The organism is Aureimonas flava (assembly GCF_003583935.1).
GTDB classification, from domain to species: domain Bacteria; phylum Pseudomonadota; class Alphaproteobacteria; order Rhizobiales; family Rhizobiaceae; genus Aureimonas; species Aureimonas flava.
Genome location: NZ_QYRN01000004.1, coordinates 148966 through 162789, shown reverse-complemented (window position 1 = coordinate 162789; position 13824 = coordinate 148966). Strand labels below are relative to the sequence as shown.

Below are 13824 nucleotides of genomic sequence, written 5' to 3'. Positions count from 1 at the left end.
TGCGCATGAGTTCATGATATGTTCTGACGGCGTCGGACCGCGCGGATGGACCAGAACGGCGAAGGGCGGAGGCAGGCGATGACCGCTCCCTGGGAAGCGGATCGGGACGACGGGGCCGATCAAGGCGGCCCCACGACCACGCGTCCGCGCAAGATCATTCATGTCGACATGGACGCCTTCTACGCCTCGGTGGAGCAGCGGGACGACCCGGCGCTGCGTGGCCTGCCGGTGGCCGTGGGCGGCTCGGCGCAGCGCGGCGTCGTGGCGGCGGCGAGCTACGAGGCGCGTGCCTTCGGCGTGCGTTCGGCCATGCCGTCCGTCACCGCGCGGCGCCGCTGCCCCGACCTCGTGTTCGTGAAGCCCCGCTTCGAGGTCTACAAGGCGATCTCGGCCGAGATCCGCGCGATCTTCGCCGAGCACACCGACGCGATCGAGCCGCTGTCGCTGGACGAGGCCTATCTCGACGTCACCCAGAACAAGCAGGGCATCGCCTCGGCCACCGCGATCGCCGAGGCCATCCGTCGACGCATCCGCGAGACGACGGGCCTGACGGCGTCGGCGGGCGTCTCCTACAACAAGTTCCTGGCCAAGCTCGCCTCCGACCACCGCAAGCCGGACGGGCTGTTCGTGGTCACGCCCGCGATGGGCGCCGCCTTCGTGGAAACCCTTCCCGTGGGCCGCTTCCATGGCGTCGGACCGGCCACCGTCGCCCGGATGGAGCGGCTCGGCATCCGCACCGGGGCGGATCTGCGGGCGCAGTCGCTCGCCTTCCTCCAACAGCATTTCGGCAAGATCGGACCCTACTACCACGGCATCTCGCGCGGCATCGACGAGCGTCCCGTGCGCGCCAACCGCATCCGCAAGTCGGTGGGCGCGGAGAACACGTTCTCGGCCGACCTTCACACGCCGGACGAGATGCGCGACGCGCTCGGCGCCATCATCGACAAGGTCTGGCGCCACTGCGAGGCGACGGGCACGCGCGGGCGAACCGTCACGCTCAAGGTGAAATACGCCGACTTCCGACAGATCACCCGCGCCCTGTCCTCGCCCCTGCCGGTGGGCAGCCGCGCCGATGTCGAGCGCGCCGCCTTCCGCCTCGTGGCCGAGCTCCCCGCCGATCCGCGCGGCGTGCGGCTCCTCGGCGTCACCCTGTCCGCCCTGGGGGGCGAGACCGCTGCGCCGGCCGACGCGGCGCAGTTCGCGCTGCCCCTCTGATGCGGACCGCCCCCGCGCGGCCCCGCAGCCTCAGGCGAACTCCAGGATCACGAAGTCGGCCGGCAGGCTCTCGCCAACGCTGGCATGCACGGCGGCGACCGTCGCGGCCTTGGCGGCGCGAAGGTTGTTCTCCATCTTCATCGCCTCGATGGTGCCCACCACCTGCCCAGCCTCCACCCGGTCGCCGGCGGCGACGTGGAGCTGCGTCAGCAGCCCCGGCATCGGGCAGATCAGGAAGCGCGACAGGTCCGGCGGCTCCTTGCGCAGCATGTGCCGCTGGAGTTCGTCGACGCGCGGCAGCGATACGCGGACGTCGTGCGTCGCGCCCCGCGCCGTGAGCCGGGCGCCCGTCAGGGTCGGCGCGACGCGCAGCCACAGCTCCTCCTCGCCCACCACGGATCGCGCCATCGCATCGCCGAACGGCCAGTCGAGCGCGGCCGCAACCGGCGCGGCCCCGTCCACCGAAACCGTGCGCGCGCCGCTCCCGCCCGAGACGGCGACGACGAAGCGCCGGTCGCCGAGTTCGGCGACGCGACGCGGCGCCGGGCGGATCGGCGCGCCGAGCTGCCCGTCGATCGCCGCGTCCCGCTCCGCCCGCATCGTGGCGACCAGCACGGCGGCGACCGCAAGGTGGCCCGCGAGCCGCTCGTCCGGCGAGACGCCCGCGAAGCCCTCCGGATACTCCTCGGCGATGAAGCCGGTGGTGAGCGCGCCCGCCCGGAACCGGTCGTGCTGCATGATCGCCGACAGGAAGTCGACGTTGTGGCCGAGCCCGCGCAGCTCGAAGCGGTCCAGCGCCCGCACCTGGCGGTCGATCGCGGCCTCGCGCGTCGGCCCGTGGGTCACGAGCTTGGCGATCATCGGGTCGTAGAACATCGAGACCTCGCTGCCCTCCGCGACCCCGTCGTCCACGCGCACCCCGTCGCCGACCGGCGGCGGGCCGTAGCGCGTCAGCCGCCCGGTGGAGGGCAGGAAGCCGCGATAGGGGTCCTCGGCATAGATGCGGGTCTCGACCGACCATCCGTCGAGCCGCACCTCGTCCTGGGCGAACCGCAGCCGCTCTCCGGCCGCGACGCGGATCATCTCCTCCACGAGATCGAGACCCGTGACCATCTCCGTCACCGGATGCTCCACCTGAAGACGCGTGTTCATCTCCAGGAAGTAAAAGCTTTTTCCCGTCGGGTCGGCACCCGACACGATGAGCTCCACCGTGCCGGCCGAGTGGTAGCCGACGGCCTTGGCGAGCGCCACGGCCTGCTCGCCCATGGCGCGGCGCATCTCCGGCGTGACGAAGGGCGACGGCGCCTCCTCCACCACCTTCTGGTGCCGGCGCTGGATCGAGCACTCGCGCTCGCCGAGATAGAGCACCGTCCCGTGCCGGTCGCCGAGCACCTGGATCTCGATATGGCGCGGGCTTTCCACGAACTTCTCGATGAAGACGCGGTCGTCGCCGAAGCTCGCGAGGCCCTCGCGCTTCACCGCGTCGAACCCTTCCCGGACGTCGGCCTCGCTCCAGGCGAGGCGCATGCCCTTGCCGCCGCCGCCGGCCGAGGCCTTCATCATCACCGGGAAGCCGATCTCGGCGGCGATCCGCACGGCCTCCGCCGTGTCCGCGATCTCGCCCAGGAAGCCGGGCACCACGTTGACGCCCGCCGTCTTGGCCAGCTTCTTGGACTGGATCTTGTCGCCCATGGCGGCGATCGCGCCGGGCGGCGGGCCCACGAAGGCGATGCCGGCCTCCTCGCAGGCGCGCGCGAAGCTCTCGCGCTCCGACAGGAAGCCATATCCGGGGTGGATGCAGTCGGCGCCCGTCGCGCGGGCCGCCTCGAGGATGAGGTCGGGCCGCAGGTAGCTCTCGGCGGCCGGCGCGGGCCCGAGGCGCACCGCCTCGTCCGCCATCAGGACATGCGGTGCCCGCGCGTCGGCGTCGGAGTACACAGCCACCGTGGCGATGCCCATGCGCTGCGCCGTGCGCATCACGCGGCAGGCGATCTCGCCACGGTTGGCGACCAGGATCTTACGGAACACGGGGGACACCTTCATTCTGCGGCGCTTCTGTCGGCGGGGCGGTCTCCCGCCTCTTCGGCGGGCGGCATGTTGTGGCCGAGCAGGCGCAGCACCTCGGCCGCCGCCTCCACGAGGTTCGTGCCGGGGCCGAAGATCGCCTGCACGCCGGCGCGGCGCAGCGCGTCGTAGTCCTGCGCCGGGATGACGCCGCCCGCCACGACCTTGATGTCGGCCCGCCCCCTCGCGGAGAGCGCGGCCATGAGCTCGGGGATCAGCGTGCGGTGGCCGGCGGCGAGCGAGGAGGCGCCGACGATGTCGACGTCCCGCTCCGCCGCCAGCGCCGCAGCCTCGTCCGGCGTCTGGAACAGGGGGCCCGCCACGATCTCGAAGCCGAGGTCGCCGAACATGGAGGACACGAGGTTGGCGCCCCGGTCGTGGCCGTCCTGCCCCATCTTGGCGACCAGCATGCGGGGGCGCCGACCCAGCCGCCGTCCGGTCGTCGCCACGGCCTCGAGAAGGCGCGTCCAGCGCGGATCGTCGCCGTAGGCCCCGCCGTAGACGCCACGCACGGGCGTCGGGCTCGTGTCGAACCGGCCGAACACGTCCTCCATCGCCCCCGATATCTCGCCGAGCGTGGCGCGGGCGCGGGCGCAGTCCACCGCGAGCGCCAGGAGGTTTGCGTCGCCCGCCGCGCCCTCTCGCAGCGCGTCCAGCGCGGCGGCGACGGCCTGCGGATCGCGCGCCGCCCTGACCTCCTCGATCCGCCGGATCTGCGCCTCGCGCACCGCGTGGTTGTCGACGTCCAGGATCTCGATCGGCGCCTCGGCGTCCAGCCGGTAGCGGTTGACCCCGACGATCACGTCCTCGCCGCGGTCGACGCGCGCAGCCTTGGCGGCCGCCGCCTCCTCGATCATCGCCTTCGGCCAGCCGGCCGCCACGGCCCGGGCCATCCCGCCCTCGGCGCGGATGCGCTCGATCAGCGTCCAGGCCCCGTCCACCAGCGCCTTGGTCAGGCTCTCCACGTAGTAGGACCCGCCCAGCGGATCGACCACGCGCGTCATGCCGGTCTCCTCCTGCAGCACGAGCTGCGTGTTGCGGGCGATGCGGGCGGAGACGTCGGTCGGCAGCGCGATCGCCTCGTCCAGCGCGTTGGTGTGGAGCGACTGCGTGCCGCCCAGCATCGCCGCCATCGCCTCGATCGTGGTGCGCATGACGTTGTTGGTGGGGTCCTGCTCGGTGAGCGAGACGCCGCTGGTCTGGCAATGGGTGCGCAGCATCTTGGAGCGTTCGTCGCGGGCGCCGAGTTCGGTCATCGCCCGGTGCCAGAGGACACGCGCCGCCCTGAGCTTCGCCACCTCCATGAAGAAGTTCATGCCGATCGCGAAGAAGAAGCTCAAACGCCCTGCGAACGCATCGATATCGAGCCCCGAGGCGACGCCGTAGCGCACGTATTCCATGCCGTCCGCGATGGTGAAGGCGAGCTCTTGGAGCTGCGTCGCTCCCGCCTCCTGCATGTGGTAGCCCGAGATCGAGATGGAGTTGAATCGCGGCATCTCGCGGCTGGTGAAGGCAAAGATGTCGGAGACGATCCGCATGGAGGGCTCGGGCGGGTAGATGTAGGTGTTGCGGACCATGAACTCCTTGAGGATGTCGTTCTGGATGGTCCCCTCGAGCCGGGCGCGCGGCACGCCCTGCTCCTCGCCCGCCACGATGAAGAAGGCGAGCACGGGGATCACCGCCCCGTTCATGGTCATCGAGACGGACATCTCCGCGAGCGGGATGCCGTCGAACAGGACCTTCATGTCCTCCACCGTGTCGATGGCAACGCCCGCCTTGCCGACATCGCCGACGACGCGCGGATGGTCCGAATCGTAGCCGCGATGGGTGGCGAGGTCGAAGGCCACCGACAGGCCCCTCTGCCCCGCGGCGAGGTTGCGCCGGTAGAAGGCGTTGGACGCCTCGGCGGTGGAGAAGCCCGCATACTGCCGGACCGTCCACGGCCGCCCGGCATACATCGTGGCCCGCACGCCCCGCGTGAAGGGCGCGAAGCCCGGCAGGCCGGGGTCCCAGCCCGCCGTGTCCTCGGCGGTGTAGAGCGGCTTGACGACGATGCCCTCGGGCGTCCGCCAGTCGAGCGAGCGGCCCTTCGCCTCGCGCGCCGCCGCCGCCGCCCACTCCTCGCGCGTCGGGCGTTCAGTGTCCGCCATCGGGCGCCTCCATCAACTCGATCAGGACGCCGCCCATCTCGCGCGGGTGCAGGAACACGATGCGCGTTCCGTGCGCCCCGATGCGCGGCGCGCCGAGCACCCTTGCCCCGGCGGCGGCCTGCGCATCGAGGGCGGCGTCGAGATCGGCCACCTCGAAGCACAGGTGGTGCTGCGCGCCGCCCGGGTTGCGCGCCAGGAAGGCGGCCACCGGCGAGGCGTCGTCCAGCGGCTCGATCAGCTCGATCTGCGTGTTGGGCGCGTCCACGAAGCACACGGTGACGCCCTGGTCGGGCATCGCCAGGGGCTCGCCCACGGCCGCTTCGCCGAAGAGCCGCGCGTAGCGCGCCCGGTCTCGTGCGATCGACGGCGTCGCCACGCCGACATGGTTCAAACGTCCGAACATGGCGGGACCTCCCATCCCTCCCGTCTCAGAGCGGGATGTTGTCGTGTTTCTTCCAGGGGTTCTGGAGCTGCTTGCCGCGCAGCTTGCGCAGGCCGAGCGCGACGCGCCGGCGCGTGGAATGCGGCATGATGACCTCGTCCACGAACCCCTTGGAGGCGGCCACGAACGGGTTGGCGAAGCGGCGCTCATATTCGGCGGTGCGCTCGGCGATCTCTTCGGCGCTGCGCCCCCGGAAGATGATCTCCACCGCGCCCTTGGCGCCCATCACGGCGATCTCGGCGGTGGGCCAGGCGTAGTTCAGGTCGCCGCGCAGGTGCTTCGACGCCATCACGTCGTAGGCACCCCCATAGGCCTTGCGGGTGATCACGGTGATCTTGGGAACGGTCGCCTCGGCATAGGCGAAGAGCAGCTTGGCCCCGTGCTTGATGATGCCGTTGTGCTCCTGCCCGACGCCCGGCAGGAAGCCCGGCACGTCCACGAAGGTCACGATCGGGATCTCGAACGCGTCGCAGAACCGCACGAAGCGCGCGGCCTTCTTCGAGGCGTTGATGTCGAGGCAGCCGGCCAGCACCGTGGGCTGGTTGGCGACGAGCCCCACCGTGCGCCCCTCGATCCGTCCGAGGCCGACGATGATGTTGGCGGCGTGCGTCGGCTGGATCTCGAAGAACTCCCCCTCGTCCACCACCTTCGCGACCAGCTCGTGCATGTCGTAGGGCTGGTTGGCCGAGGGCGGAATCAGCGTGTCGAGCCCCGGCTCCAGCCGGTCGAACGGGTCCGGGCTCGGCCGAACTGGCACGCCCGCCCGGTTGGAGGCCGGCAGGAACCCGACGAAGTCGCGCGCGGCGAGTAGCGCCTCGATGTCGTTCTCGAACGCCCGGTCGGCCACGGCGGAGCGCGTCGTGTGGGTCACCGCGCCGCCGAGTTCCTCCTGGGTCACCACCTCGTTGGTCACCGTGCGCACGACGTCGGGACCGGTCACGAACATGTAGCTCGAGTCCTTCACCATGAAGATGAAGTCGGTCATCGCGGGCGAATACACCGCTCCGCCGGCGCAGGGACCCATCACCAGGCTGAGCTGCGGCACCACGCCCGACGCCAGGACGTTGCGCTGGAACACCTCGGCATAGCCGCCGAGCGAGGCGACGCCCTCCTGAATGCGGGCCCCGCCCGAATCGTTGAGCCCCACCACCGGAGCGCCGACCTTCAGCGCCATGTCCATGATCTTGCAGATCTTGGCTGCGTGGCGCTCCGACAGCGAACCGCCGAACACGGTGAAGTCCTGCGAAAACACGAAGACGAGCCGGCCGTTGATCGTGCCCGAGCCGGTCACCACCCCGTCGCCCGGCACGGTCTCGTCCGCCATGCCGAAGTCGGTGCAGTTGTGCTCGACGAACATGTCGAGTTCCTCGAAGGACCCCTCGTCCAGGAGCACTTCAAGCCGCTCGCGCGCCGTCAGCTTGCCCTTGGCGTGCTGGGCGGCGACGCGCCGCTCGCCCCCGCCCTGGCGCGCGGCCGCGCGGCGGCGCTCGAGTTCCTGAATCGTGGACGACATGCCTGGCCTCCCTGTCCCGGCGCAGGATGGAGAAGGCCCCGCCCCACCGCAACCGCGTTGTTGCGCTCGGCGCGCGCCGGGTCGGCGCCGGGCCGCCGGCCGCGCGACCAAGCGTCACGCCGGGTGCCCGATGCCGGTCGCCTCCGTTCGCCGTCCCGCCCCCGCCCCCGCCCCGCGATCCGGGGCCTTCGACCCGGCCAGCGCCGCACGCCAACGGGCCGCGCTCCCTTCACAGCTTGGTGCGCCGCGCCCGCCCCCGGTAGCCGGTCGGCCAGTTTGGATTAGTTTCAAACTGGAAGGCAGGCGGTTTTCCGCCACGGCCGGGCGAGCGCGTCGGGATACCGGCCTTCGCTCGCCCGGTCCGACATGCCCCGGTGCGCCGGGCGGCGCCCGGAGAGGCCGGCCGCGTCCCTGCCGCGCACCCACCGGAAAGGCGAGCGATCCATGTCGAGATTCCCCCACATAGAAATCAATCGGCGCGAACTGATGTCGGGCGCGACGGCCGCCGCCGCGCTGGGCGGGCTCCCGGCGTCGGCGCTGGCGCAGGAGGCCGGAGCCGGCGCGGCGGCGGCCGACGCGCCCGTCAGCGCCGCCGTCTCCTTCACTGTGAACGGCGAGCGACGGGCGATGGACCTCGACCTGCGCACGACGCTGCTGGACGCCCTGCGCGAGCACCTCGCGCTCACCGGCACCAAGAAGGGCTGCGACCACGGCCAGTGCGGGGCCTGCACCGTGATGGTCAACGGCCGGCGCATCAATTCCTGCCTGTCGCTCGCCGTGCTGCACGAGGGCGACGACGTGACCACGATCGAGGGCCTCGGCACGCCGGACGCCCTCCATCCGATGCAGGCGGCCTTCGTGCGGCACGACGGGTACCAGTGCGGCTACTGCACGCCGGGGCAGATCTGCTCGGCCGTGGCCGTGCTCGAGGAGGTGAAGGCCGGCATTCCGAGCCACGTCACCGCCGATCTTACCGGCCCGATGGAAGCCACCGGCGCCGAGCTGCGCGAGCGCATGAGCGGCAACATCTGCCGCTGCGGCGCCTATTCCAACATCGCCGACGCCATGGCCGAAGTGGCGGGGAGGCCGGCATGAGGTCCTTCACCTTCGAGCGCGCCGAGACGCCGGCCGCGGCCGCGAGGGCGGCTGCCGCTCGGCCCGACGCCAAGTTCATCGCCGGCGGCACCAACCTCCTCGACCTGATGAAGCTCGAGATCGAGACGCCGCGCCATCTGATCGACGTGAACCGGCTCGGCCTCGACCGGATCGAGCCGACCGAGAACGGCGGGCTTCGCGTCGGCGCTCTGGTGCGCAACACCGACATGGCCGCCGACGAGAGGGTCCGCCGCGACTACGGCGTGCTAACCCGCGCGGTCATGGCCGGCGCCTCCGGCCAGCTCCGCAACAAGGCGACCACGGCGGGCAACCTTCTCCAGCGCACGCGCTGCCCCTATTTCTACGACACCAACATGGCCTGCAACAAACGCCGGCCGGGGTCCGGCTGCGCGGCGCTGGAGGGCTATTCGCGCCAGCTCGGCGTGGTCGGCGTCGGCGACGCCTGCATCGCCACCAACCCGTCCGACATGAACGTCGCGCTGCGCGTGCTCGACGCCGCCGTCGAGACCGTGAGGCCCGACGGCGAAACGCGCGCGATCCCCATCGCCGACTTCCATCGCCTGCCCGGCGACACGCCGGAGGTGGAGACCGCGCTGGAGCCGGGCGAGCTCGTCACCGCCGTCACCCTCCCCGCGCCCGTCGGCGGCCGGCACATCTACCGCAAGGTCCGCGACCGCGCGTCCTATGCCTTCGCGCTGGTGTCGGTCGCGGCCGTGGTGCAGCCGGACGGCACGGGCCGCGTCGCGCTGGGCGGCGTCGCGCCAAAGCCGTGGCGGCTGGAGGAGGCCGACGCGCGCCTCGCCGAGGGAGCCGGCCCGGTCGCCGAGCGCCTCTTCGCCGACGCGCGGACCACCGAGCACAATGCCTTCAAGATCCCGCTGGCCGAGCGCGCCCTCGGCGCCGTGCTGGCGGAAGCGAGGAGCTGATCCGATGAAGTTCGACACCCCCGCGGACACCAATCCGATCGACCGGCTGCGCGTCGTCGGCCAGCCGCACGAGCGTATCGACGGGCGTATGAAGGTCACCGGCACCGCGCCCTACGCCTACGAGCACCACGACGTGGCGCAGAACGTCGCCTACGGCTTCGTGGTCGGCGCGGCGATCGCCAAAGGCCGCGTCACGCGCATCGACAGCGCGGCCGCGCGCCGCGCGCCGGGCGTCCTCGCCATCGTCACCCACGAGAACGCGGGCGAGCTCGGCAAGGGCGACAAGAACACCGCGAGGCTGCTCGGCGGGCCCGAGGTCCAGCACTACCACCAGGCGCTCGCCGTGGTCGTGGCCGAGAGCTTCGAGGAGGCGCGCGCGGCCGCGCGGCTTCTCGACATCGCCTACGAGAGCGCCGGAGGCGCCTTCGACCTCGCCGCCGCCAAGGACGGCGCGCCCGACGCGCCGGCCAGCGGAGGCACGCCGACGCAGACCGGCGCGGGCGATTTCGAGGCGGCCTTCGCGGCCGCGCCCGTCCAGATCGACCAGTCCTACACCACGCCCGACCAGAGCCACGCGATGATGGAGCCGCACGCGTCGCTGGCCGAATGGGACGGCGACCGGCTGACCGTCTGGACCTCCAACCAGATGATCCACTGGGGCGCGACGGATCTCGCCCGGACGCTGAACGTGGCGCCGGACACGGTGCGCATCGTCTCGCCCTTCATCGGCGGCGGCTTCGGCGGCAAGCTGTTCCTGCGGGCCGACGCGCTCCTGGCCGCGCTCGGCGCCCGTGCCGCCGACCGGCCGGTCAAGGTCGCGCTGTCCAGGCCGCTGATAGCCAACAACACCACCCATCGGCCGGCCACGATCCAGCGCATCCGCATCGGCACGCAGAGCGACGGGCGCATCACCGCGATCGCCCACGAGAGCTGGTCGGGAGACCTGGAGGGTGGCCAGCCAGAGGCCGCCACGCAGCAGACGCGCCTCCTCTACGCCGGCGCCAACCGTATGACCTCGCTGAAGCTCGCCGTGCTCGACCTGCCCGAGGGCAACGCCATGCGCGCGCCGGGCGAGGCGCCGGGCCTGATGGCGCTCGAGATCGCGATCGACGAGGCCGCCGAGCGGCTCGGCATGGATCCGGTCGAGTTCCGCATCCTGAACGACACGCAGGTCGACCCGGAGGATCCGTCACGACCCTTCTCGCAGCGCCGGCTGGCCGAGTGCTTCCGCCGGGGCGCGGAACGGTTCGGCTGGAGCGCCCGCGACGCGCGGCCCGCCCAGCAGCGCGACGGCCGCTGGATGGTCGGCCTCGGCGTGGCGAGCGCCTTCCGCAACAACATGAACATGGATTCGGGCGCCCGCGTCCGGCTCGGCGCCGACGGGGTCGTGACCGTCGAGACCGACATGACCGACATCGGCACTGGCAGCTACACGATCATCGCCCAGACGGCGGCCGAGATGATGGGCCTGCCGCTCGACCGGGTGCAGGTGACGCTCGGCGACTCGCGCTTTCCCGTCTCGGCGGGCTCGGGCGGCCAGTGGGGCGCCAACTCCTCCACCGCCGGCGTCTACGCGGCCTGCGCCAAGCTGCGCGAGGCAGTGGCGCGCAAGCTCGGCTTCGACCCGGAGGCGGCCGAGTTCGCGGACGGCGCGGTGCGGGCGGGCGGGCGCGAGGCGCCGCTGGCCGAGGCCGCGCGCGACGGCGAGATCGTCGCCGAGGACACGATCGAGTTCGCCGAAAAGCTTTCGGAGGAGCAGCAGCAGTCGACGTTCGGCGCCCATTTCGTGGAGGTCGGCGTCGACATGGCGACCGCCGAGGTTCGCGTGCGGCGCATGCTGGCCGTCTGCGCCGCCGGACGCATCCTCAACCCGCTCACGGCGCGCAGCCAGGTGATCGGCGCCATGACCATGGGCGTCGGCGGCGCGCTGATGGAGGAGCTCGCGGTGGACAAACGGCACGGCTTCTTCGTCAACCACGACCTCGCCGGCTACGAGGTGCCGGTTCATGCCGACATCCCGCACCAGGAGGTGATCTTTCTGGACGAGACCGACCCGACGAGTTCGCCCATGAAGGCCAAGGGTGTCGGCGAGCTCGGCCTGTGCGGCGTGGCGGCGGCGATCGCCAACGCGGTCCACAACGCCACCGGCGTGCGCGTGCGCGACTATCCGGTCACGCTGGACAAGCTGATCGGCCGCCTGCCCGACGTCGCCTGAGAGCGCCCGCGCCGCCGGGCTCCGGCTCAGCGCCCCGGCGTGCCGCCGCCGGGGCCGGGGCCGGCGAGCGCCTTGCGTCGCGCGGCCGACTTGCGCGTCGCCCGCTCGATCCGCGCTTCGCGGTCGCGCTCCGCCTGGAGCCGGGCGGCCTTCAGCCGCTCGGTCTTCTCCCGCAGGGTCTCGTCCGTCCCCGGCCGCTTCTCGTCGCCGCTCATGCCCGTCCCGCTCCCTGCCGATCGATCCCGCGCCCCGCCCTCACGACGGCTCGCCGCGATCGGAGGCCAACGAGCCCTCGAGGCGGTACACGAGGCCGGTGGCGGCGAACTCGATCGTCGCCTGCCCCGAGAAATAGCCCGGCACGACCCGTTCGGTGAGCCGGGATCCGAAGCCGCGCCTCTCCGGCTCGCGGACCGGCGGACCGTCGCGCTCGGTCCAGGTGAACGAGAAGCGCCCGGCCTCGTCCACGGCCCAGCGCAGCGCGACCGAGCCGTCCGCCGCGGTCAGCGCGCCGTACTTGGTCGCGTTGGTCGCCAGCTCGTGGATCGCCAGCGCGAGCCCCAGCGCGTGGCGCGCCTCGAGGTCGACCTTCGGCCCCTCGGCGGTGAACCGGTGCGGGCCGTCGGCATGCGGCTCCACGGACGCCGCGACGATGGTCCCGACGTCGGAGGCGGACCAGTCCGTCGCCGTCAGCGTATCCTGCGCACGCGCCAGGGCCTGGATCCGGGCCGCGGCCATGGCGGCCGCCTCCCTCGGGTCGGTCGCGTTGCGCAGGCTCTGCGAGACCACAGCCTGGACCATCGCCAGCGTGTTCTTCATCCGATGCGACAGCTCGCGCTGAAGCACCCGCTGCTGCCGCTGCTGGAGCTGGCTTTCCTCCAGGTGCGCCTTCTGCTGCGCCAGGAGCGCCACGTTGGTCGCCCGTTCGGCTTCCAGCCGGTCCACCACTCGGTGCATCGCCTGGATCAGCGCGATGTCCACTCCGACGACGAAGGCGTAGAAGGCGAGCGCGATGACCACCGGCGTGCTGACCGAGAAGGTCTCGGACGGGGGGATGAACCAGTACCAGGCGGCCAGCCCGCTCGCGAGCGCGCAGGCAAGGCCCGGCGCGAGGCCGGCGAAGAACGCCGTCAGGATCACCGCCGGAAAGAAGGTCAGGTAGGGAAAGCCCGCCGGCAGCGCGTGGTCGAACGCGAAGCGGATGCCGAGCGCCGCCGCGAAGGCGACCGTGCCCAGCCCCCAGCTCGCGGCGGGCGAGCTGCGCACCCGCTTTGCCGTCTCGAACATCATGGTCCGCCGTGTCTCCCCGCGCCGCCGAACCGGCCCTCTACCGTTTGCGTGCGCCCCGCGCCAGACCGTCTTGCGTGGCGGACCACGCAGCGTCGCGCCGGTTCCGGCGCCCTGCCGTCAGACGCTCTCGTCGATCAGCCGCGGGTCCACCGAGCGGATGTCCTGGAAGGCGAGACCGACGAGCGTCTCCATCGCCCGTCGCGCGCCCTCCGCATCGCCGGCCCCGATGGCGTCGAGCACCTTGGCGTGCTCGGGCACCGGGTCGCGCGGCATGCGCCCGTCGCGTGCCTTGAACAGCGTGGTCCAGCGCACGGCGGCGGCGATGCCGCTCGCCAGCGTTCCCAGCGCCTCGTTGCGCGTCGCCCGCAGGATGGTCTCGTGGAACACGCGGTCGGCGTTGCGCCCCTCCTCGACGCCGAGCCCGTGCCGTCCCATGAGCTCCAGCGCCGTGCGCATCTCGGCCAGCTCCGCCTTCGTGTGGCGCGCCGCCGCGAGCGCCGCCGCGGCGGGCTCGACGATCTGGCGCAGCTCGAACAGCTCGCGCACGAAGGCCGGCGACGGCGGTCCGTTCTCGAAGATCCAGCGCAGGATGTCCGGATCGAGGAAGTTCCAGCTGCTGCGGGCATTGACGCGGGTCCCGGCCTTCGGCCGACTGCTCACCAGCCCCTTGGCGGCCAGGATGCGCACCGCCTCGCGATAGGCCGTCCGCGAAACGCTCAGCCGCTCGCTGAAATCCACCTCGTTGGCCAGAAGATCGCCCGGCGCATAGGCCCCCGTGAGGATCGCCGTGCCGATCTCCTGCGCGATGGACCCGTGCAACCGCTGCGAACGCCCGCGCCGGATGCCCATGTCCACAGAGTTGATCTCGCTCGACGACAACCGAATTCAGCTCCCTG

General features: G+C 72.0%; 11 protein-coding genes. 4 read left to right on the top strand and 7 right to left on the bottom strand.

All coding sequences use genetic code 11. From position 1 onward, the window contains the following. Positions 1 to 78: 78 nt before the first annotated feature. Positions 79 to 1215 (top strand): DNA polymerase IV, encoded by a 1137-nt coding sequence (dinB, locus tag D3218_RS08460; protein WP_119539888.1) that lies wholly within the window; start codon positions 79 to 81, stop codon positions 1213 to 1215. 30 nt (positions 1216 to 1245) lie between these two features. On the opposite strand, the gene D3218_RS08455 is transcribed toward dinB, so the two are convergent. The 4 genes from D3218_RS08455 to D3218_RS08440 are packed head-to-tail and all read right to left on the bottom strand — an operon-like array spanning position 1246 to position 7384. Then, positions 1246 to 3243 (bottom strand): acetyl-CoA carboxylase biotin carboxylase subunit, encoded by a 1998-nt coding sequence (locus D3218_RS08455; RefSeq protein ID WP_119539887.1) that lies wholly within the window; start codon positions 3241 to 3243, stop codon positions 1246 to 1248. An 11-nt stretch (positions 3244 to 3254) separates the two neighbouring features. Further along, a complete protein-coding gene (scpA, locus tag D3218_RS08450; RefSeq protein ID WP_119539561.1) occupies positions 3255 to 5429 on the bottom strand; it encodes a methylmalonyl-CoA mutase in 2175 nt (724 codons plus the stop codon). Then, the gene (gene mce / locus D3218_RS08445; RefSeq protein WP_119539560.1) at positions 5416 to 5832 is read right to left on the bottom strand and encodes a methylmalonyl-CoA epimerase; all 417 of its coding nucleotides are present in this window, start codon (positions 5830 to 5832) and stop codon (positions 5416 to 5418) included. Before mce ends, scpA begins: the two co-directional genes overlap by 14 nt. 25 nt (positions 5833 to 5857) lie before the next feature. Continuing rightward, on the bottom strand, positions 5858 to 7384 hold the full coding sequence (locus D3218_RS08440) for an acyl-CoA carboxylase subunit beta (RefSeq protein WP_119539559.1): 1527 nt from the start codon (positions 7382 to 7384) through the stop codon (positions 5858 to 5860). 444 nt (positions 7385 to 7828) lie between these two features. Here D3218_RS08440 and paoA point away from each other — a divergent pair, with 444 nt between their 5' ends. From paoA to paoC, 3 genes are read left to right on the top strand one after another with little or no spacing between them, the layout of a single operon-like run. Continuing rightward, positions 7829 to 8479 (top strand): aldehyde dehydrogenase iron-sulfur subunit PaoA, encoded by a 651-nt coding sequence (gene paoA / locus D3218_RS08435; protein ID WP_119539558.1) that lies wholly within the window; start codon positions 7829 to 7831, stop codon positions 8477 to 8479. After that, on the top strand, positions 8476 to 9426 hold the full coding sequence (locus D3218_RS08430; RefSeq protein WP_119539557.1) for an FAD binding domain-containing protein: 951 nt from the start codon (positions 8476 to 8478) through the stop codon (positions 9424 to 9426). Before paoA ends, D3218_RS08430 begins: the two co-directional genes overlap by 4 nt. Before the next feature lie 4 nt (positions 9427 to 9430). Beyond that, the gene (paoC, locus tag D3218_RS08425) at positions 9431 to 11641 is read left to right on the top strand and encodes an aldehyde oxidoreductase molybdenum-binding subunit PaoC (RefSeq protein WP_119539556.1); all 2211 of its coding nucleotides are present in this window, start codon (positions 9431 to 9433) and stop codon (positions 11639 to 11641) included. A 26-nt stretch (positions 11642 to 11667) separates the two neighbouring features. On the opposite strand, the gene D3218_RS08420 is transcribed toward paoC, so the two are convergent. From D3218_RS08420 to D3218_RS08410, 3 genes are all read right to left on the bottom strand, one after another. Further along, positions 11668 to 11856 (bottom strand): hypothetical protein, encoded by a 189-nt coding sequence (locus D3218_RS08420; protein ID WP_119539555.1) that lies wholly within the window; start codon positions 11854 to 11856, stop codon positions 11668 to 11670. Between the two features lie 40 nt (positions 11857 to 11896). Continuing rightward, a complete protein-coding gene (locus D3218_RS08415; RefSeq protein WP_119539554.1) occupies positions 11897 to 12928 on the bottom strand; it encodes a sensor histidine kinase in 1032 nt (343 codons plus the stop codon). Between the two features lie 117 nt (positions 12929 to 13045). Further along, positions 13046 to 13807 carry a FadR/GntR family transcriptional regulator gene (locus tag D3218_RS08410; RefSeq protein WP_245414978.1) on the bottom strand — a complete coding sequence of 254 codons (762 nt, stop codon included), beginning with the start codon at positions 13805 to 13807 and terminating at the stop codon, positions 13046 to 13048. Between the last annotated feature and the right edge of the window lie 17 nt (positions 13808 to 13824).

Bases quoted from the DNA above. Each gene is read 5' to 3' on its own strand.
- D3218_RS08420 (WP_119539555.1), bottom strand. From the start codon at position 11,856: ATGAGCGGCGACGAGAAGCGGCCGGGGACGGACGAGACCCTGCGGGAG.
- D3218_RS08430 (WP_119539557.1), top strand. From the start codon at position 8,476: ATGAGGTCCTTCACCTTCGAGCGCGCCGAGACGCCGGCCGCGGCCGCG.
- D3218_RS08440 (WP_119539559.1), bottom strand. From the start codon at position 7,384: ATGTCGTCCACGATTCAGGAACTCGAGCGCCGCCGCGCGGCCGCGCGC.
- paoA (WP_119539558.1), top strand. From the start codon at position 7,829: ATGTCGAGATTCCCCCACATAGAAATCAATCGGCGCGAACTGATGTCG.
- scpA (WP_119539561.1), bottom strand. From the start codon at position 5,429: ATGGCGGACACTGAACGCCCGACGCGCGAGGAGTGGGCGGCGGCGGCG.
- mce (WP_119539560.1), bottom strand. From the start codon at position 5,832: ATGTTCGGACGTTTGAACCATGTCGGCGTGGCGACGCCGTCGATCGCA.
- D3218_RS08415 (WP_119539554.1), bottom strand. From the start codon at position 12,928: ATGATGTTCGAGACGGCAAAGCGGGTGCGCAGCTCGCCCGCCGCGAGC.
- paoC (WP_119539556.1), top strand. From the start codon at position 9,431: ATGAAGTTCGACACCCCCGCGGACACCAATCCGATCGACCGGCTGCGC.
- dinB (WP_119539888.1), top strand. From the start codon at position 79: ATGACCGCTCCCTGGGAAGCGGATCGGGACGACGGGGCCGATCAAGGC.